This window comes from Lysobacter terrestris, assembly GCF_014489475.1.
Lineage (GTDB): Bacteria > Pseudomonadota > Gammaproteobacteria > Xanthomonadales > Xanthomonadaceae > Agrilutibacter > Agrilutibacter terrestris.
Genome location: NZ_CP060820.1, coordinates 1,496,167 through 1,512,161, shown reverse-complemented (window position 1 = coordinate 1,512,161; position 15,995 = coordinate 1,496,167). Strand labels below are relative to the sequence as shown.

Sequence of the window (15,995 nt, the reverse complement as noted above, 5' to 3'; positions counted from 1 at the left end):
AGATGACCGCCATGCACGACGAAGCGCTGCTGGTCGCCCGTCTGTTCCTGGGCATCCCTTTCATCGTGTGGGGCGCGCTGAAGCTGCGTGGCGGCGAGGCCAAGCTGGTGCCGATGCTTGCGGCGCTCGGCCTGCCCGACGCCACCTTTCTCGCGTACCTGGTCGGGTTCTGCGAATTCGTCGGCGGCGTGGCGGTGACCGTCGGCTATCCGGTGCGCACGGTCGGCATCCTGCTCGGGCTGTGGTGCCTGCTGACGGGTTACGCGGCGCACCGGAGCGACATCAACCAGTTGCTGGCGCACGTGGCGATGGCCGGCGGCTTCTTCCTGCTGGCCGCCACCGGCGCGGGCGCGCTGGCCCTGTTCGGCGGCGCGCCAACGGGGTGGTTCGCCTACCTGCCGTAGGTTTCGCGCCGGCGAATGCAGCGGCCGATGGCTGCCGCGAAGGTGCGCGTGCGCCAGGTCACGCCGGCGTTTTATTGCGCCGGATGCATCACCGCGTCCAACCGATTTCCGACACCGCAGCCGGGAGCATCGCCCTGCAGCCACAGGAGGCCGGCCATGACGGACGTGCGCGACGTCGCAACAAGCAAGGTTCCGGAAATCACCCTGGGGTTCTGGGCGATCAAGGTGCTGGCCACCACGCTGGGCGAAACCGGTGGCGATGCCGTTTCGATGTCCATGGGGCTGGGCTACCTGGCGGGTACCGCCATCTTCATGGTGGCGTTCGTCGCGGCCGTCCTCGCACAGGTGTCCAGCAAGCGCTTCAGTCCCGCGCTGTACTGGGCGACGATCATTGCCTCGACCACCGTCGGCACCACGCTCGCGGACTTTGCCGACCGCTCGCTCGGCATCGGCTACCCAGGCGGCTCCTTGCTGCTGCTGGGGTTGTTGCTGGCGTCGTTGTTCGCCTGGCACCGCGTGCTCGGCTCGGTGAACGTGCGCTCGGTGAGCACGCCGCAGGCGGAAGGCTTCTACTGGCTGACGATCATGCTGTCGCAGACGCTGGGCACGGCGCTGGGCGACTGGACGGCCGACACCGCCGGGTTGGGTTACCTGGGTGCGGCCGGCGTCTTCAGCGGCCTGCTGCTGCTGGTGGCGACGCTCTACAAGTGGACGGCGATGTCGCGCACGCTGCTGTTCTGGGCGGCGTTCATCCTGACCCGACCGTTCGGCGCGGTGGTGGGCGATTTCCTCGACAAGCCGATCGCCGAGGGCGGTCTCGAGCTGAGTCGCTACTCCGCGACGCTGGTCCTGCTGGCACTGATCACCGCGGGTGTCGTCCTGCTGCCGCAGCGGGCGGCGCGCACGGCGCACTGAACCGCGTTCGCGATCCACGCGATGCGGGTCGAACGCGGGTAAGGTCGTGCCGTCGCCACGACGCCCCGTTCAAGCCGAACCGCTTCGCGATTCGGCCAACCCACGCCCCAGGCCGCGCACGCCATGACACTCCCGACCGGTTGGATACTCTGGGCCCTGCTGTCCGCGTGCTTCGCGGCGCTTACGGCCATCTTCGCCAAGGTGGGCCTGCGTGGTGTCGACCCACCTCGCCACGCTGATCCGCACCGTTGTCATCCTGCTGGTGCTCGCCCCCTTCGTCTGGCTGACGGGGAAATGGAGCAACCCGCTCGCGCTGCCGTCGCGGACCTTGTGGTTCCTGGCGCTTTCCGCCCTGGCCACGGGTGCGTCCTGGGTCTGCTACTTCCGCGCGCTGCAGCTGGGCCAGGCGTCGCAGGTCGCGCCCGTCGACAAGCTCAGCGTGGTGCTGGTGGCGGTGTTTGCCTATGCACTGCTCGGCGAGCGCCCGTCGGCGCGGGAATGGCTGGGAATCGCCATGGTGGCGGGCGGCGTGCTCCTGCTGGCCCTGCAGCGCAAATCGTTGGGCGGGGCCTGAGCCCCCGTTCGATCCGACGCCGGGTTGCGCCGGGCACGCGTCGCTCCCCCCAACGGGTGATGCAGTCCTAGCGCTGCCGCAAGGCGCGTTGTTAAGGGGTAAGTCGGGGTTCGACCGCAACGCCGGTACGCCTGGCACGGCGCAATTCATTGCGGGTGTCGCAAGACGACCATGCCCGCCTTCCAAGGCAGCGAAGCGGTGGCGGACCCGTCGGCGCATCAGGCGCGTGTGGCCAGGCGATGCGCACGCAACGAGTCGGTCGCGGATCGCCGCAACAGGATGATGACGATGCATGCAGAACAAGAACGCACGATGCGTGCGGACGCCGCCGTCTTCGCGGCACCGCTGCTCGCGGAACTGGACTTCGGTCGCGACGTCATCACGGTGATGACCGCGTGCGCGCACCCGGGCCGGCATGCCGCGTGGCTGTCCGCGCTGGCGCGCGAATCCGACTTCGTGATCGTGGACGCGCCGGTCACCGATGCAGCGTGCCTGACGACCAGCCTGGACCGCCATCGGCCCACCGTGCTGCTGCTCGATGCGGCCGTGCTGGACCGCCTGGATCCGATGTCGCTGCGCCGGATCCACCAGCGTTGCCCGGAGGTGCGCGTGCTGCTGGTGGCGGAACAGGCGTCGCATCGCGCCGCCGTCGACGTGTTGCGCAACCACTTCCAGGGGTTGCTGCCGGCCACGAGCGCCGCCGATCTCTGCCTCAAGGCGATCCGTGCGGTCAGCCGCGGCGAACTGTGGCTGTCGCGCCAGTTGCTGGCGCAGGTCGTCACCGACCCGGGCTGGCCCTTCGTGCCGGTGGACGCCGTGGTGCCGGCCGAACCCGAGCGCCTGCAAGCGATGGGCTCGCTCACGCGCCGGGAACTTCAGGTCGTCGCGCGCCTGCACCGCGGTTCCAGCAACAAGGAAATCGCGCGCGAACTCGGGATCATGGAAGACACGGTGAAGAAGCACCTGAAAAGCGTCTTCGCCAAGCTCGGCGTGCGCCGCCGCGCGCTGGTGATGCTGCAGGCGTCGACCGCGTCTTGAGCTGAACCCGTTGCGCGAACACCCAGTGCCACACGCCGTGGCGCGATCGCGCGGGTAATCGGAATGTGCAAGCCGGCCACGCGCGGCAGCAAAACCCGATGCCACGATCGCCAGCAGCGCCTGCAGGCACGCAGGGCGGTCGAACGTGCGTTCAACCACGCCTGCGTTTCTGCACGCCTGGGCTCAGTTGCCCGGTTCGGGTGGCTGGGTGGTGGTTGCGCGCGTCGCAAGGCATTCCACGTTGGACGCGCGGTGCGGGCCGATCACCGAGGCCAGGTGCAGCGGCGGTTCGAACAGCGCATCGACGTAGCCATCGCCGTGCTTGAGGTGGGCGTCGGCGGAGGTGTCGCTGGCCCCGATCACGATCCCGAGGTACTGGTTCGGACCCAGGGTTAGCAGCTGTCCACCGTCCTCGGTCATGTACGTGCAGTTGCCGGTGGCTTCGCAGTTGGCGCCCAGATCGCGTGGCCCGCCGATGTTGTGGCAGATCTCGCCTTTCGGCGGCGGCGGTGGCGTGCCGCCGGCGACGGCCGAGCCGGCCATCAGAATCGCGCTGATGCTGATCGCAACGGTGCTCAGGGATTTCCTGGTCAGACCAATCATTTCAGTCTCCTGATCTCGAGGGGGTTGAACGACGTCCGTGGTGGTGGGACTGGCGTTGTGCTGATTCGGTGCCGCGCGTTCCTTCGTCCCAACGGCACGCTGCCAGAGGTGACATCGCCGAGCCATTCCACGGAAGGGGAATTCACCCGTCGGGTGATGCGCTCGCCGGTACGACAGCGAAGTGCTCTTGGGTAAGCGACGTGACGTGACGCGATGCGACCGCAAGAAGTTGCATGCACGCGCACGGCGGCCACCGCCAGGCAGCCGCCGATGCGCGCGTGCCGTCGCGCAGCCCGCGCCGCGGGCGCGGTGCCCTCAGCGCGTGACCAGGAAGCCGCGCGCCAGCACGCCGCCGCTGCCGACGCGCACGTTCCAGTACGGATTCTTGCTGGGCTGCTTCTTGTACGGCACGGTCACGGTCGCGGTGATCTGGTCGAGCGCATCGGTGTCCGAGATCAGCTGCACGTTGCTGGCCACCGGCCGCGGGCCGTTGCCGCCTTCGAAGCTGACGCCCATGCCGGAGGTGAAACCGTAGCCGCTGATCGTGACCTGCACGCTGGTGCCGGTGCGCGCCGAATTCGGGGTGATCGACGCCACCGACGAACACAGGCCGCTGGTGTCGAGCACGGTGACGGTGCTCGGCTTCTTGATGCTGAGCAGGACGCACGACACGTTGTCGTTCTCGTTGCTCTCGACCAGCACCTTCTTCGGATCGACTTCGATCTTCAGCTGGTAGATGCCGTCGGCATTGCCGCTGAAATCGATCTCCTGCCCGGCGAGCTGCGGGCCGTAGGTGTCGGCCCAGCCGACCGACATGCCCTGCAGGTCGCGCCCGCACTGGCTGTAGAACGCACGACTCGGCGCGCCCGGCAGGCTGAGGTTGATCGCGGTGGTATCCATCACGCAGAACGTGGTCTTCGCCCCGGTGCGCAACGATCCGCCCGGCGCATTGACCGGCTGCAGCGTGTACAGCGCGTAGTCGTTGAAGTGCATGTGATCGTGCGCGGGGTGGTATTCGAACGCGCCGGCGAAGTACAGGACCGGCGCGCCGCTGCTCTGGTACACCACCTGGTACACGCGCAGCTTGCCCGAACCGGTTTCGACTTCGCCGGCGGCCAGTTCCAGCGGCCCGGTGCCGGCGTTCCAGCTGGTGGTGCCGAAGCGCAGCGTGGAGCGGCCACCGCTGTCGGTGCTCAGCGTCGTGGCGAAGGCGCCCAGCGGGATCAGGTTCGGCGGCAGCGCGGTCTGCGCGGTGGCGACGCGGGGCAGTGCCAGCGCGATGCCGCACGCGGCCGCGAGCCAGTACGCGCCCGTGCGCAACGGAGGTGAAGCCGTGGTCGCTGCTGCAACGACGGTGGCGTGTGCCGGGCGAAGCGCGGCAAGGGCCTTGTTCATGCTCGTCTCCTTTGCCGTCCGATGCGGTGAACCGGCGGCGGGTCTGCGCACGCTGTCAGGCCCGCCCGGGAGCGGCAATTCCACGAAAGGGGAGGGACCCGAGGCGAAGTGGCTTCGCGCGTTCCGGCCGCGCTGGACCTGCGCCACCGGTCCTGGAGAAGGAGTTGCGCGACCGGCCTTGACCGTCGGTCTGGCCGGACAGCAACGTAGGCGCGCCGGGTCGACTGGCATCCGGGGGACAGGGGACCCATGTCAAACAAGGTCTGGAGGGCGATATCCGCGATAGTGCTGCTCGGCGGGCTGGCAGCGTTGGCGGTCCGATACAGCGATGCCGGCGTCGCCGTCCCAGGCACCGCCCGGTCGACGGAAATCCCGCAGCGCCCCCTGTTGCCCCGTGCGGCAAGCGTCAGCGAAACCACGCACTACCGCATCCATTCCACCGCGCCCACCACCCAGACCGCCCAGGTCGCGCAGGCCGTAGAGGCACTGCACGCGCGCTACGTCGGCATGTTCCCGGTGAAGCCCGGCGGGGCTTCGAAACTGAGCCTGGTGCTCTATCGCGACCGCGCGGAGTTCAAGCGCAACAACCGCAGCCGGCCATGGGCGGAGGCGTATTACCTGCCGCCGCACAGTTATGCCTACTTCGACGCCAATGCACGCAACCCGTATCACTGGATGCTGCACGAGGCGACGCATCAACTCATGCGTGAGGCGTCCGGGTTTCCCCGTGCGAAATGGATCGACGAGGGCGCCGCGAGCTACTTCGGCGCCAGCCGCCTGGTGGCAGGCTCATTGCAGCTTGGCGAGCCCGACCCGGACGCATATCCGATCTGGTGGTTGTCGCAGCAGCAGTTGAGCGGCGTGCTCGAGGACGACATTGCCGCAGGTTGGGTGATTCCGCTCGACCAGCTGATTACCGGCCGGGGTGGGCCGGACATGAACCAGTATTTCAACCAGTACTACATCCACTACTGGAGCCTGAGCCATTTCCTGTTCCACTACCGCGATGGCATCTACGCGGAACGCTACAAGCAGCTGATGGTCGAGGGCGGATCGCTGGAGGCTTTCACGCGGCTGATCGGCCCGCCCGAACGGATCCAGCGCGAGTGGTACGGCTACCTGCAGCAGCTGGTGAACGCGCAGCGCTGACACCGGGCGGCGTTCGCCACAAAAAAGCCCGGCTTGCGCCGGGCTTTCTTGCCGTAACGGGGCGGGCGCGGTTACAGCGTTGCGAGCGCCGCATTGAGCGTCGCGCTCGGGCGCATCGCCTGCGCCAGCTTGGTGCTGTCGGGCTGGTAGTAGCCGCCGATGTCCACCGGGTGGCCCTGCACCGCGATGAGTTCGGCGACGATCTTCGCCTCGTTCTCGGTCAGTGCCTTGGCCAGCGGCGCGAACTTGGCCTGCAGCTCGGCGTCGGCGGTCTGTTCGGCCAGCGCCTGCGCCCAGTACATCGCCAGGTAGAAGTGGCTGCCGCGGTTGTCGATCGTGCCGAGCTTGCGGCCCGGCGACTTGTCGTTGTCGAGGAACTTGGCGTTGGCCGCGTCGAGCGTCTGCGCCAGGACCTTCGCGCGGGCGTTGCCGGTGGTGTCGGCGACGAATTCCAGCGAGGCCTGCAGGGCGAGGAATTCGCCGAGCGAGTCCCAGCGCAGGTAGTTCTCCTGCACGAACTGCTGCACGTGCTTGGGCGCGGAACCGCCGGCGCCGGTTTCGAACAGGCCGCCGCCGGCCATCAGCGGCACGATCGACAGCATCTTCGCGCTGGTGCCCAGCTCCATGATCGGGAACAGGTCGGTGAGGTAGTCGCGCAGCACGTTGCCGGTGCACGAGATCGTGTCCTGGCCCTTGCGGATGCGTTCGAGCGAGAACTTCATCGCCTCGACCGGCGACAGGATGCGGATGTCGAGGCCGCTGGTGTCGTGGTCCTTGAGGTACTTCTCGACCTTGGCGATCAGGTTGCGGTCGTGTGCGCGCGCGCTGTCGAGCCAGAACACCGCCGGGGTGTGGCTCAGGCGCGCGCGGTTGACGGCGAGCTTGACCCAGTCCTGGATCGGCGCGTCCTTGGTCTGGCACATGCGCCAGATGTCGCCGGCCGCAACCTTGTGCTCCATCAGCACGTGGCCGGCCTCGTCGCTCACCTTCACCACGCCGTCGGCGGCGATCTGGAAGGTCTTGTCGTGCGAGCCGTATTCCTCGGCCTTCTGCGCCATCAGGCCGACGTTGGGCACCGAGCCCATCGTCGCTGGATCGAAGGCGCCGTTGGCCTTGCAGTCCTCGATCACCGCCTGGTAGATGCCGGCGTAGCAGCGGTCCGGGATCACCGCCTTGGTGTCCTGCAGCTTGCCTTCGGCGTTCCACATGCCGCCCGAGTCGCGCAGCATCGCCGGCATCGAGGCGTCGACGATCACATCAGAGGGCACGTGCAGGTTGGTGATGCCCTTGTCGGAATTGACCATGGCCACGCCCGGGCGCTGCGCGTACAGCGCGGCGATGTCGGCCTCGATCTGCTTGCGCGTGTCGGCCGGCAGCGAGGGCAGGCGCGTGTACAAGTCGCCGATGCCGTTGTTGGCGTCGAAGCCGACCTGCTCCAGCGCGGCGGCGTGCTTGCTCAGCACCGGCGCGTAGAAGCGCTTGACCACGACACCGAACATGATCGGGTCGGAGACCTTCATCATCGTCGCCTTCAGGTGCAGCGAGAACAGCACGCCCTGCGCGCGTGCGTCGTTGATCTGCGCGTCGACGAATTCGGCCAGCGCCTTCGTGCTCATCACCGCGGCATCGACCACTTCGCCGGCCTTCACCTTCAGCCCGGTCTTGAGCATCTGGCTGCGGCCGTCGCTGCCGGTGAACTCGATCTTCAGCGTGGTCGGCTGCGCGATCACCGCCGACTGCTCGCTGCCGTAGAAGTCGCCCGCCGTCATGTGCGCGACGTGCGACTTCGACGCCTTGTTCCATGCGCCCATCCGGTGCGGATGCTTGCGCGCGTACGCCTTCACCGAGGCCGGCGCGCGGCGGTCGGAGTTGCCTTCGCGCAGGACCGGGTTCACCGCGCTGCCCTTGGTGCGGTCGTAGCGCGCCTTGATCTCGTTGTCGCGCTCGCCGCGCGGCTCTTCCGGGTAGTCCGGCAACGCGTAGCCGCGCGCCTGCAGTTCCTTGATCGCGGCCAGCAGCTGCGGCACCGAGGCGCTGATGTTGGGCAGCTTGATGATGTTGGCGGCGGGCGTGGTGGCGAGCTGGCCGAGTTCGGCGAGGTCGTCGGCGATCTTCTGCTCGTCGCGGAGGAAGTCGGGGAAGTGCGAAAGGATGCGCCCGGCCAGCGAGATGTCGCGGGTCTCCACGGCGATGCCGGCGGTGGCGGTGTAGGCGGCGACGATCGGCAGCAGCGACGCGGTGGCCAGGAACGGCGCCTCGTCGGTCAGGGTGTAGAGGATCTTCGGGGCGTGGTTCGCGGTGTCGGACATCGGGCGGGGCTCGCTGGCTTCGTCGTGCGGAATGGGGGCGGCGCGTGGGCCGGGCCGGCGGCGTGGGCCGCGGGCAGACAGACCGGCCATTGTCGCGGTTCAGCCCGGCGGGGGCAAAGCCGCGGCCACCGCACGGCCGGGTATGCGCGCTGCGTCCGCCCGCGCCCGGCCGCTGCGTTTGCCTAAACAGGGGTGCAGGCGGCAAGGTCAAAGCGCATTCATGCGCTGGCCGCGACACTCGGTGACGCGTTCATGAAAACGTCTTTCACAAATGCCCAACGAACGCCTTGCCGCGGGGTTGCAACCGCGCTGTACTGGCAGGGCGGTTGCAGGGTGGGCACCGCGCGTTCCGGTGGTAGGTTCATGCTGAAGAATGGGTTGCTGCTGTTGTTTCTGCTGCTGGCCGCGTGCCAGAAGGCGGCCGAGCCGGCGCCGGTGACGCTGGGCGACGACGCCAGCAACGGCGCCGCCAAGCCGGTGGCCAGCCAGCCCCTGGCCGACATGGCGCCGGGCGACTACCTCAAGACCACCTACTGGCCGAATGCCGAGCTCGACGCCGGCACCGCCTGGATCAGCTGCGGCTACGACTACCTGCAGGACGGCGACGGCGAGAAGCTGGACGCGCTCACCTTCTTCGCCGTGGTCGACGCGCTCACCCCGTGCCAGCCGCAGGGCGTGGTGCGGCTGCGCTACGACGGCAAGATCAACGCCGGCTTCACCGCGCTGGTGCAGCGCGTGGCGGCGGTTGCCGATCGCATGGAAATTCCCGTGCGCATCCTCGACATCAAGTCCTCGGGCGGCCACGTCGAAGAGGCGATCCGCGCCGGCGACAGCATGGCCGAGCAGCGCTGGGCGATCTGGGTGCGCGACGGTTCGTACTGCCACAGCTCCTGCGTGCTGATCCTCGCCGGCGGCGATACGCGTTCGATCACCGGCGACGTCGGCATCCACCGCTTGTTCCGCGACCAGTCCAAGGCCACCTCGCGCGCCGAGCTCAGCGCCGAGCTGCGCGACGTGAGCGGGCAGGTGCGCGACTACCTGGTGCGCAACGGCGCCGACGTGCGCATCGCCGACCTGATGATGACCGTGGCCAACCGCCGCCTGCGCCTGCTGAGCGAGGCCGAGCTGCGCGAATACGGTTTATCCGGCAGCAACGCGGTGCAGGACGACCTCGACCGCATCCGCCTCACCCGCCGTTGCGGCGAGGATTTCGCGCGCCGCCGCGACGCCTGGCTGCGCGCCTTCGAGAACGAATGCCTGGAACCGGGCAAGGCCTTCGAAGTGCTCGACGAGTGCGGCCGCGCGCTGGAACCGCGTTTCGGCTTCCCCGATGCGAAGTGCCCCTCCGACAACCCGACCGCGGACCGCCGCGGCCTGCCCACGGGCACCGCGGCGCACGTGATGCTGATGCCGCCGTTGAAGCTGGAGGGCGGCAGCCAGTCGGCGGACGTGGTGAAGAAATGACCGCCGGAAGACACGGCGAAACGTAGGCCGGGTGGGCTTCAGCAACCCGGCGTTTTTCAGGATCCGGATGGCGGCGTCACGCCAGCGGCCTTGCTGTTGCCTGTAGGTGCGCGCCGCGCGCCGCTGGGTTTCGGCGCGGCGCGGCGCGATCGCGTTGATCCGCGGGTGCCGGGGTGCCGGGGTGGCGGGGCCCACCCGGCCTACGGTCTTAGCCGGCGCTGCCGGCGGCGCCGCAGCACTTCTTGTACTTTTTGCCGCTGCCGCACGGGCACGGGTCGTTGCGGTCCGGGGTGGCGGCCTTGCGGATCGGTTCGCGCGGGGTCAGCGCGTCGATGCGGTGGTGGTGCAGGTCGGCGAGCATGCCCGGCAGCGAGGCGATGACCTCCAGGCGCTCGCGGTAGCCGACCGGCGTACCGGGGGCTTCGGGATCCTCGCCGAGGATCTCGCCGCTGGCGAGCTGGTCCAGGCGCGCGAAGATGTCGTCGATCCACTCGTTCTCGTCCAGCCACTGCTCCCACGCGGCTTCGCGCAGCTCGACGCCGCGGAAGAAGCCGAACGCCCAGTCGCGGCCGACGTCGAGTTCGTCGGGATGCTCGGCCTCGGCTTCCTCCGGCAACCACAGCAGCGGGGCGAGGTGCTCGGGCAGGTCGTCGTCGCCGAAGCGCACGCGCTGGCTGGCCATGTTCCAGTGGCCCTGCAGCAGCGCCTCGACTTCCACGCGCTCGGCCTCGTCGGCCCAGCGCGGCGGCTTGCCCCACACCGCGGGCTGCCATTCGGCGGCGGGCACGTCTTCGGGCGACACCACCAGGGCGGACAGGTAGCCGTCGAGCGCTTCCAGGTTGAAGCCCTTGAACGGCACGGCGCGCTGGTCGAGGAGGTCGGACAGGCGTTCGATCTGCGCGTCGTCGAGGTAGCTGGGGACGTTCATGGCGGTGGGGCGGTGGCGAGCGGGTGCACAGGGTAGTCGTTCGCGCGCGGCATGGCATTCGTTGGCTCGTTCGCGGGGACGCCGCACGCGCCCGGCGCGGCGCACTACCGTGGCCGCAACGACCGCGGAGCCGCACCATGCGCGCCATCATCACGGCCCTGTTGCTGGCCGGCCTTTCCGGAGTTCCCTGCATGAGCACGCCCGCCGCGCCGCCGCCCGCCTTCCTGCGCTGCGAGGGCGCCGAACACCGCCAGTTCGACTTCTGGCTCGGCGAATGGGACGTCTACGGCGGCGCGCAGGGCGAGCAACTGCTCGGCCACAACCGCATCGAACGCAGCGCCAACGGCTGCTGGCTGGTCGAGCACTGGCAGGGCGCCAGCGGCAACCACGGCACCAGCACCAATGCCTGGGATGCGGCGTACCGGGTGTGGCGCCAGTTCTGGGTGGGCGGCGACGGCGTGGTGCTGCGCCTGGAGGGCGGGCGCGAGGGCGAGGCGATGGTGCTGGCCGGCGAACTGCCCGACGGCAAGGGCGGCACGCAGCGCCAGCGCATCCGCTGGACGCCGCAGGCCGACGGCAGCGTGGTCCAGCACTGGGAGACCTCGGACGATGCCGGGGCGTCGTGGCAGAGCAGCTTCCGTGGCGTCTATCGACGTCGCGCGGCGGCGACGCCATAGCTGGGCCGGGGCGCGGTCGACGCAATCGCCGACAATGCGGCGATGAACGCGAACGACTCCGCCTGTCCCTGCCAGTCCGGCCGCCGCTACGCGCAGTGCTGCGCGCCGCTGCACCGCGGCGACGCGCTCGCCGCCAGCGCCGAGGCGCTGATGCGTTCGCGCTACAGCGCCTACGTGCGCGCCGATGCCGCGTACCTGCTCGCCACCTGGCACGCGGACACGCGCCCGGCGACGCTGGACTGCTCCGACGCCGCGGCCACGCGCTGGCTCGGCCTGGAGGTGAAGCGGCACGTGCCGCAGGACGCGGATCACGCGCTGGTCGAATTCGTCGCGCGCTACAAGGTCGGCGGCGCAGCGGCGGTGCGGCTGCATGAAGTCAGCCGCTTCGTGCGCGAGGGCGGGCGCTGGTACTACGTCGATGGCGAGTTCCCGACGGCGCGCTGAGCGCGATTGACGAGACAAAAAAAGGGCGTGATTCGCATCACGCCCGGCTTGCCCAACCCCGCCTTGCGGCGGGGCGGAGAGAGGTGGGTTAGGTCACTTCACTTCGAAATCGCGCGTCTGCACGACGGCACCGTCGAGCGACACTTCGACCTTGTACTTGCCGGCCGGCCAGCCGTCGGGCTTGGCGATGTGGAATTCGGTGTTGCCCATGCCGGTGAGGTTCACGTCGCGGCTGTCCTCGCTGACGGTCTGGTTGCTGTCGACGTGGGTCCACTTCACGCCCAGCTTGCCGGGCACGCTGGCGGCCGGGTCGCTGGTGCTGGTGCCGATCGAGGCGTAGATCGTGTCCTTCGGCGCGAAGGTGGTGGCGGGCGTGCCGACCTTCATGTCGGCGCCGACGGCGTTGCCCAGGTCGACGCTGGTGACGGCGGCGGTGGCCGGCATCGGCGCGGTGGCCGGTGCCGTCGCCGGTTCCATGGCCGGCGGTGGCGTGGTCGCGACGGGCGCGGCTTCTTCCTTCTTCTTGCAGCCGACGACGGCGACCGCGCCGAGTACGGCGACCAGCAGGGCGAGCGAAATGCGATGGCGATTCATGCGTCTATGTCCTTTGTGCAGATGAGGGCGGATGAACGTCACTCGGCGTCGAGTGCGGGGATCTTCAGCACCTGGCCGGGAAAGATCTTGTCCGGGTCGTCGAGCTGGTCGCGGTTGGCCTCGAAGATCACCTGCCACTTGCTGGCCTTGCCGTAGTGGTCCTTGGCGATGTGCGACAGGGTGTCGCCCTTGGCCACGGTGTAGGTGGTCTCGCCGGCGCCACCGGTGCCGCCGCTGCCGCCGGTGATCTCCTCGGTCGAGGATGCGCCGGAGCGCACGTTGGAGAAGTCGGGCCGGCTCTGCTCGGTGCTGCCGGATCCGCTCTGCACGTTGGAAAAATCGGGTTTCTTCTCGTTGCTCATTGAGGGGGCTCCTCCCCGGCGTCTTGTCGACGCGGCAACGGTGGCACGCGGCTTGTTAAGAAAATATCGCGAGTTCAGCAAGGGAGCCGAAGTCGAGCATCGCCGTCGCGATTGCTCGCCTCCCGTCATTGCCGCGGTTGCGGCCCGTTCATTGCCGCGCGTCGCGGCCTGCGGCGGGGCGTTCCGTGCCCGGCGTGGCGCGCCACGGATTGATGTCGAGCCCGCCGCGCCGCGTGTAGCGCGCTTCCACCGAGAGCGCCTGCGGCTGCGTGCGCGCGCGCAGGTCGGTGAAGATGCGTTCGACGCACTGCTCGTGGAATTCGGCGTGGTCGCGGAACGACACCAGGTAGCGCAGCAACGCGGCGCGATCCAGGCGCGGGCCGCGGTAGGCGATGACGATGCGCGCCCAGTCCGGTTGTCCCGTCACCGGGCAGTTGGACTTGAGCAGCGCACTGCTCAGCGTTTCGCTGACGATGTCGCCGGCATCGCTGGCGAGCAGCGACGCATCGGGCGGGCCGTAGCGGTCGATCGCCACGTCCAGCGCGTCGATGGATTCGCTGGCGTCATCCGCATCGATCGGCGGCAGGCCGAACGCCACGTCCACCGGTGCGCCGGCCGCGCGCGACAGGTCGGCGGCGATGCGCGCGCGCACGTCCGCGTCGTCGTCGAAGCGGGTGGCGTTGAAGGAGTTGAGGTAGAGCTTGAGCGACTTGGATTCGACCAGGTGCGGCGAGTGCGCCGGCACCGCGAACGTCGCGGTCGCCACGCGCGGCTTGCCCTGTGCATCGAGCCAGCTCAGCTCGTAGGCATGCCAGCGGTCGACGCCGATGAAGGGCAGGGCGGCCGTGTCGAGGCCGATGTGGTCGCGACCGAGCGCGCGCGGGATCGGGAACAGCAGCGCGGCGTCGTAGGTGCGCGGGTAGTCGACGTGGCGGCCGAGCGGCAGGTCTTGCGGATTCATCCGGCGATTTTACCGGCGCGGGCGCGCGGGCGCAGGAATTCAGCGCAGGAATCGGATATCGCCGCGGTGGCGCGACGCGGACACTCGTGGCTCCTTTCTTCCGACCACGCACACCCATGCTCACGCTCTACGATTACCTGCCCTCGCAGAACGCCTGGAAGGTGCGGCAACTGCTCGCCCACCTGCAGCTGCCGCACCGCACCCGTCTGGTCAGCATCTTCGAAGGCGAGGGCGGCAGCGCCGCGTACCGCGCGATCAGCCCCACCGGCACGGTGCCGGCGATCGTGCTCGACGACGGCCGCGCGCTGGCCGAATCCAACGCGATCCTGATGTTCCTGGCGCAGGGCACGGCGTACCTGCCCGACGATGCGTTCGCGCGGGCGAAGGTGTGGCAGTGGCTGTGCTTCGAACAGGAGCGCATCGAGAGCCAGATCGGCGCGTTGCGGCACTGGACGCTGACCGGAAAGCTGGCGCGGCGGCCCGAGGCGCTGGTCCAGCTCAAGCGCGAGGCGGGGCGCAAGGCGCTGGCGATCCTCGAGCATGAGCTGGCCACGCGCGCCTTCATCGCCGGCGACCGTTACAGCGTCGCCGACATCGCCCTGTTCGCCTACACCAGCCGCGCCGACGAGGCCGGCTTCGACCTGGCGGCGCATCCGGCGGTGGCGGCCTGGCTTGAGCGGGTACGGGCCCAGCCGGGGTTCCTCGCCACCACCCATCCGTACTCGATCGATCCCGCGTCCGCGCGCGAACTGGGCTGAGCCGCCCTGCCGCGGGCCGGCCCGCCGCGGCCCGGTTTGGCCGCGGTTTCCGGCCGGCGGGCGCGGGAACCGCCCCGTTCGCGGGTTCGACCCACCCGCCTAGGCCATCAGTCACGGCAACGCTTCGGCCGGAAAACGCATCTGAATCAGGGAGTTCCGCTGTGCCGCCCGCCCCCTGGCGATCCCCCTACCGGGTGGGGTGACTTCCGGCACAGGTGATCGATCATTGTGGTGTTGTACTTTACCAACACACCAAGGCACACCCACCCGCAACACCCCACGAGGAAACCACCATGAACGTCCGCTCCTTCGAAGCCCGCCGCGACTCCGCCAAGTCCGCCCCCGCCGCCCCGTCCGCCCCCGCCCGCCAGCAGTACCGCGAACGCGACTTCGGCGTCGGCTACGGCAGCAGCAGCGGTTACGCCAGCCACCGCCGCTATTCCAACAGCGGTTTCCAGCCCCTGTTCCGCTGCGCGTAACGCGCAACCCACTCCGGTGGTCGCCTTTCCCCCAGCCGCCACCGAGGAGATCGTCATGAACACCCGTCTTGCCGAAGTCCACACCTCCCAGCCTTCCAATCCGGCCGCCGCTGCCGTGGCCGCCCTCGGCGCCGCGCAGGCCGCCCCCCGCCATGTGCACCGCGAACGCGATTTCGGCGTCGGCTATGGCAACAGCAGCGGCTACGGCCGTGATCGCCGCTACACCAGCAACGGATTCGCGCCGCTGTTCCGCTGCGCCTGATCCCCAGATCCCCCGCCGTCGCGACGCCCCGCGCGACGGCGAGTCCCCTTCCCCGTGGGTGCGGCCCCGGCCGGCGCGCAGGCTTCTTCCCTCTCCTGCGCGCTGGCCGGTACGCATTACCCCAGCATCGATTCTTAGCCGCGCTGATTCGCAGCCGCGCCGCGGCGTGTATCGTCGCAGCATGAGCGAATCCTCCTCCCCGCGCGCCGCGCGCCCGCTGTTCCGCAGCGGCGTCACCCTGGCCGAGCTCAATGCCCTGTCCAAGGACACGGCGATGATCCCGCTGGGCATCCAGTTCACCGAGATCGGCCCCGACTACGTGCGCGGCACCATGCCGGTGGACGCGCGCACCAAGCAGCCCTACGGCCTGCTGCACGGCGGCGCCTCGGTGCTGCTCGCCGAGACCCTGGGCAGCACGGCCGGTGGCCTGTGCGTGCCGGAGGGCAAGGGCGTGGTCGGCATCGAGATCAACGCCAACCACCTGCGCGGCGCGCGCGACGGCTTCGTCACCGGCACCGCGCGGCCGCTGCATGTCGGCGCCAGCACCCAGGTGTGGGAGATCCGCGTCGAGGACGAAGCGGGGCGGCTGGTGTGCATTTCGCGGCTGACCCTGGCGGTGGTGACGCGGGCCTGAGCGCAGCGGCTTCGACTGAACGCGCCGGGTTGGCGCGCGTCGATT

Annotated in this window: 19 protein-coding genes; 12 read left to right on the top strand and 7 right to left on the bottom strand. The window is 69.3% G+C overall.

Annotated features, from left to right (window positions below; all coding sequences use genetic code 11):
* Positions 1–2: 2 nt before the first annotated feature.
* The 4 genes from H8B22_RS07095 (at position 3) to H8B22_RS07080 (ending at position 2,931) form a co-directional block, all read left to right on the top strand.
* The gene (locus tag H8B22_RS07095; RefSeq protein ID WP_208456934.1) at positions 3–404 is read left to right on the top strand and encodes a DoxX family protein; all 402 of its coding nucleotides are present in this window, start codon (positions 3–5) and stop codon (positions 402–404) included.
* A 156-nt stretch (positions 405–560) separates the two neighbouring features.
* Positions 561–1,319 carry a COG4705 family protein gene (locus H8B22_RS07090; protein WP_187713386.1) on the top strand — a complete coding sequence of 253 codons (759 nt, stop codon included), beginning with the start codon at positions 561–563 and terminating at the stop codon, positions 1,317–1,319.
* Between the two features lie 214 nt (positions 1,320–1,533).
* On the top strand, positions 1,534–1,893 hold the full coding sequence (locus H8B22_RS07085) for an EamA family transporter (RefSeq protein WP_455423537.1): 360 nt from the start codon (positions 1,534–1,536) through the stop codon (positions 1,891–1,893).
* Between the two features lie 288 nt (positions 1,894–2,181).
* The gene (locus tag H8B22_RS07080) at positions 2,182–2,931 is read left to right on the top strand and encodes a response regulator transcription factor (RefSeq protein ID WP_187713385.1); all 750 of its coding nucleotides are present in this window, start codon (positions 2,182–2,184) and stop codon (positions 2,929–2,931) included.
* Positions 2,932–3,114: 183 nt separating this feature from the next.
* Here the strand turns inward: H8B22_RS07080 and H8B22_RS07075 are convergent, their stop codons facing one another.
* Together H8B22_RS07075 and H8B22_RS07070 are read right to left on the bottom strand one after the other, a co-directional pair.
* The gene (locus H8B22_RS07075) at positions 3,115–3,534 is read right to left on the bottom strand and encodes a hypothetical protein (RefSeq protein ID WP_187713384.1); all 420 of its coding nucleotides are present in this window, start codon (positions 3,532–3,534) and stop codon (positions 3,115–3,117) included.
* A gap of 315 nt (positions 3,535–3,849) precedes the next feature.
* A complete protein-coding gene (locus H8B22_RS07070) occupies positions 3,850–4,929 on the bottom strand; it encodes a lysyl oxidase family protein (protein WP_187713383.1) in 1,080 nt (359 codons plus the stop codon).
* 249 nt (positions 4,930–5,178) lie between these two features.
* Here H8B22_RS07070 and H8B22_RS07065 point away from each other — a divergent pair, with 249 nt between their 5' ends.
* On the top strand, positions 5,179–6,078 hold the full coding sequence (locus H8B22_RS07065) for a hypothetical protein (protein ID WP_187713382.1): 900 nt from the start codon (positions 5,179–5,181) through the stop codon (positions 6,076–6,078).
* Between the two features lie 71 nt (positions 6,079–6,149).
* Here the strand turns inward: H8B22_RS07065 and H8B22_RS07060 are convergent, their stop codons facing one another.
* Positions 6,150–8,387 (bottom strand): NADP-dependent isocitrate dehydrogenase, encoded by a 2,238-nt coding sequence (locus tag H8B22_RS07060; RefSeq protein WP_187713381.1) that lies wholly within the window; start codon positions 8,385–8,387, stop codon positions 6,150–6,152.
* Positions 8,388–8,750: 363 nt separating this feature from the next.
* On the opposite strand from H8B22_RS07060, the gene H8B22_RS07055 reads away from it, so the two are divergent.
* Entirely contained in the window at positions 8,751–9,851 is a 1,101-nt protein-coding gene (locus tag H8B22_RS07055) for a COG3904 family protein (protein WP_187713380.1), read from the top strand.
* Positions 9,852–10,059: 208 nt separating this feature from the next.
* Here H8B22_RS07055 and H8B22_RS07050 read toward each other — a convergent pair whose 3' ends face one another.
* The gene (locus tag H8B22_RS07050) at positions 10,060–10,779 is read right to left on the bottom strand and encodes a UPF0149 family protein (protein ID WP_187713379.1); all 720 of its coding nucleotides are present in this window, start codon (positions 10,777–10,779) and stop codon (positions 10,060–10,062) included.
* A gap of 137 nt (positions 10,780–10,916) precedes the next feature.
* On the opposite strand from H8B22_RS07050, the gene H8B22_RS07045 reads away from it, so the two are divergent.
* A complete protein-coding gene (locus tag H8B22_RS07045) occupies positions 10,917–11,456 on the top strand; it encodes a hypothetical protein (protein WP_187713378.1) in 540 nt (179 codons plus the stop codon).
* A 42-nt stretch (positions 11,457–11,498) separates the two neighbouring features.
* Positions 11,499–11,900 carry a YchJ family protein gene (locus H8B22_RS07040; protein WP_187713377.1) on the top strand — a complete coding sequence of 134 codons (402 nt, stop codon included), beginning with the start codon at positions 11,499–11,501 and terminating at the stop codon, positions 11,898–11,900.
* A 93-nt stretch (positions 11,901–11,993) separates the two neighbouring features.
* Here the strand turns inward: H8B22_RS07040 and H8B22_RS07035 are convergent, their stop codons facing one another.
* The 3 genes from H8B22_RS07035 to queF form a co-directional block, all read right to left on the bottom strand.
* The gene (locus H8B22_RS07035; RefSeq protein ID WP_187713376.1) at positions 11,994–12,494 is read right to left on the bottom strand and encodes a hypothetical protein; all 501 of its coding nucleotides are present in this window, start codon (positions 12,492–12,494) and stop codon (positions 11,994–11,996) included.
* A gap of 38 nt (positions 12,495–12,532) precedes the next feature.
* On the bottom strand, positions 12,533–12,856 hold the full coding sequence (locus H8B22_RS07030; protein ID WP_187713375.1) for a LysM peptidoglycan-binding domain-containing protein: 324 nt from the start codon (positions 12,854–12,856) through the stop codon (positions 12,533–12,535).
* Between the two features lie 148 nt (positions 12,857–13,004).
* Positions 13,005–13,817 (bottom strand): NADPH-dependent 7-cyano-7-deazaguanine reductase QueF, encoded by an 813-nt coding sequence (queF, locus tag H8B22_RS07025; RefSeq protein WP_187713374.1) that lies wholly within the window; start codon positions 13,815–13,817, stop codon positions 13,005–13,007.
* Positions 13,818–13,933: 116 nt separating this feature from the next.
* Between queF and H8B22_RS07020 the strand changes: the two genes are divergently transcribed.
* The 4 genes from H8B22_RS07020 to H8B22_RS07005 all read left to right on the top strand — a co-directional run bounded on the left by H8B22_RS07020 (position 13,934) and on the right by H8B22_RS07005 (position 15,950).
* The gene (locus tag H8B22_RS07020) at positions 13,934–14,575 is read left to right on the top strand and encodes a glutathione S-transferase family protein (protein WP_187713373.1); all 642 of its coding nucleotides are present in this window, start codon (positions 13,934–13,936) and stop codon (positions 14,573–14,575) included.
* A gap of 293 nt (positions 14,576–14,868) precedes the next feature.
* On the top strand, positions 14,869–15,054 hold the full coding sequence (locus H8B22_RS07015; protein WP_187713372.1) for a hypothetical protein: 186 nt from the start codon (positions 14,869–14,871) through the stop codon (positions 15,052–15,054).
* Between the two features lie 55 nt (positions 15,055–15,109).
* Complete coding sequence (locus H8B22_RS07010) at positions 15,110–15,316, top strand: hypothetical protein (protein WP_187713371.1); 207 nt, start codon at positions 15,110–15,112, stop codon at positions 15,314–15,316.
* A gap of 181 nt (positions 15,317–15,497) precedes the next feature.
* The gene (locus H8B22_RS07005) at positions 15,498–15,950 is read left to right on the top strand and encodes a hotdog fold thioesterase (protein WP_187713370.1); all 453 of its coding nucleotides are present in this window, start codon (positions 15,498–15,500) and stop codon (positions 15,948–15,950) included.
* The last annotated feature ends 45 nt before the right edge of the window (positions 15,951–15,995 follow it).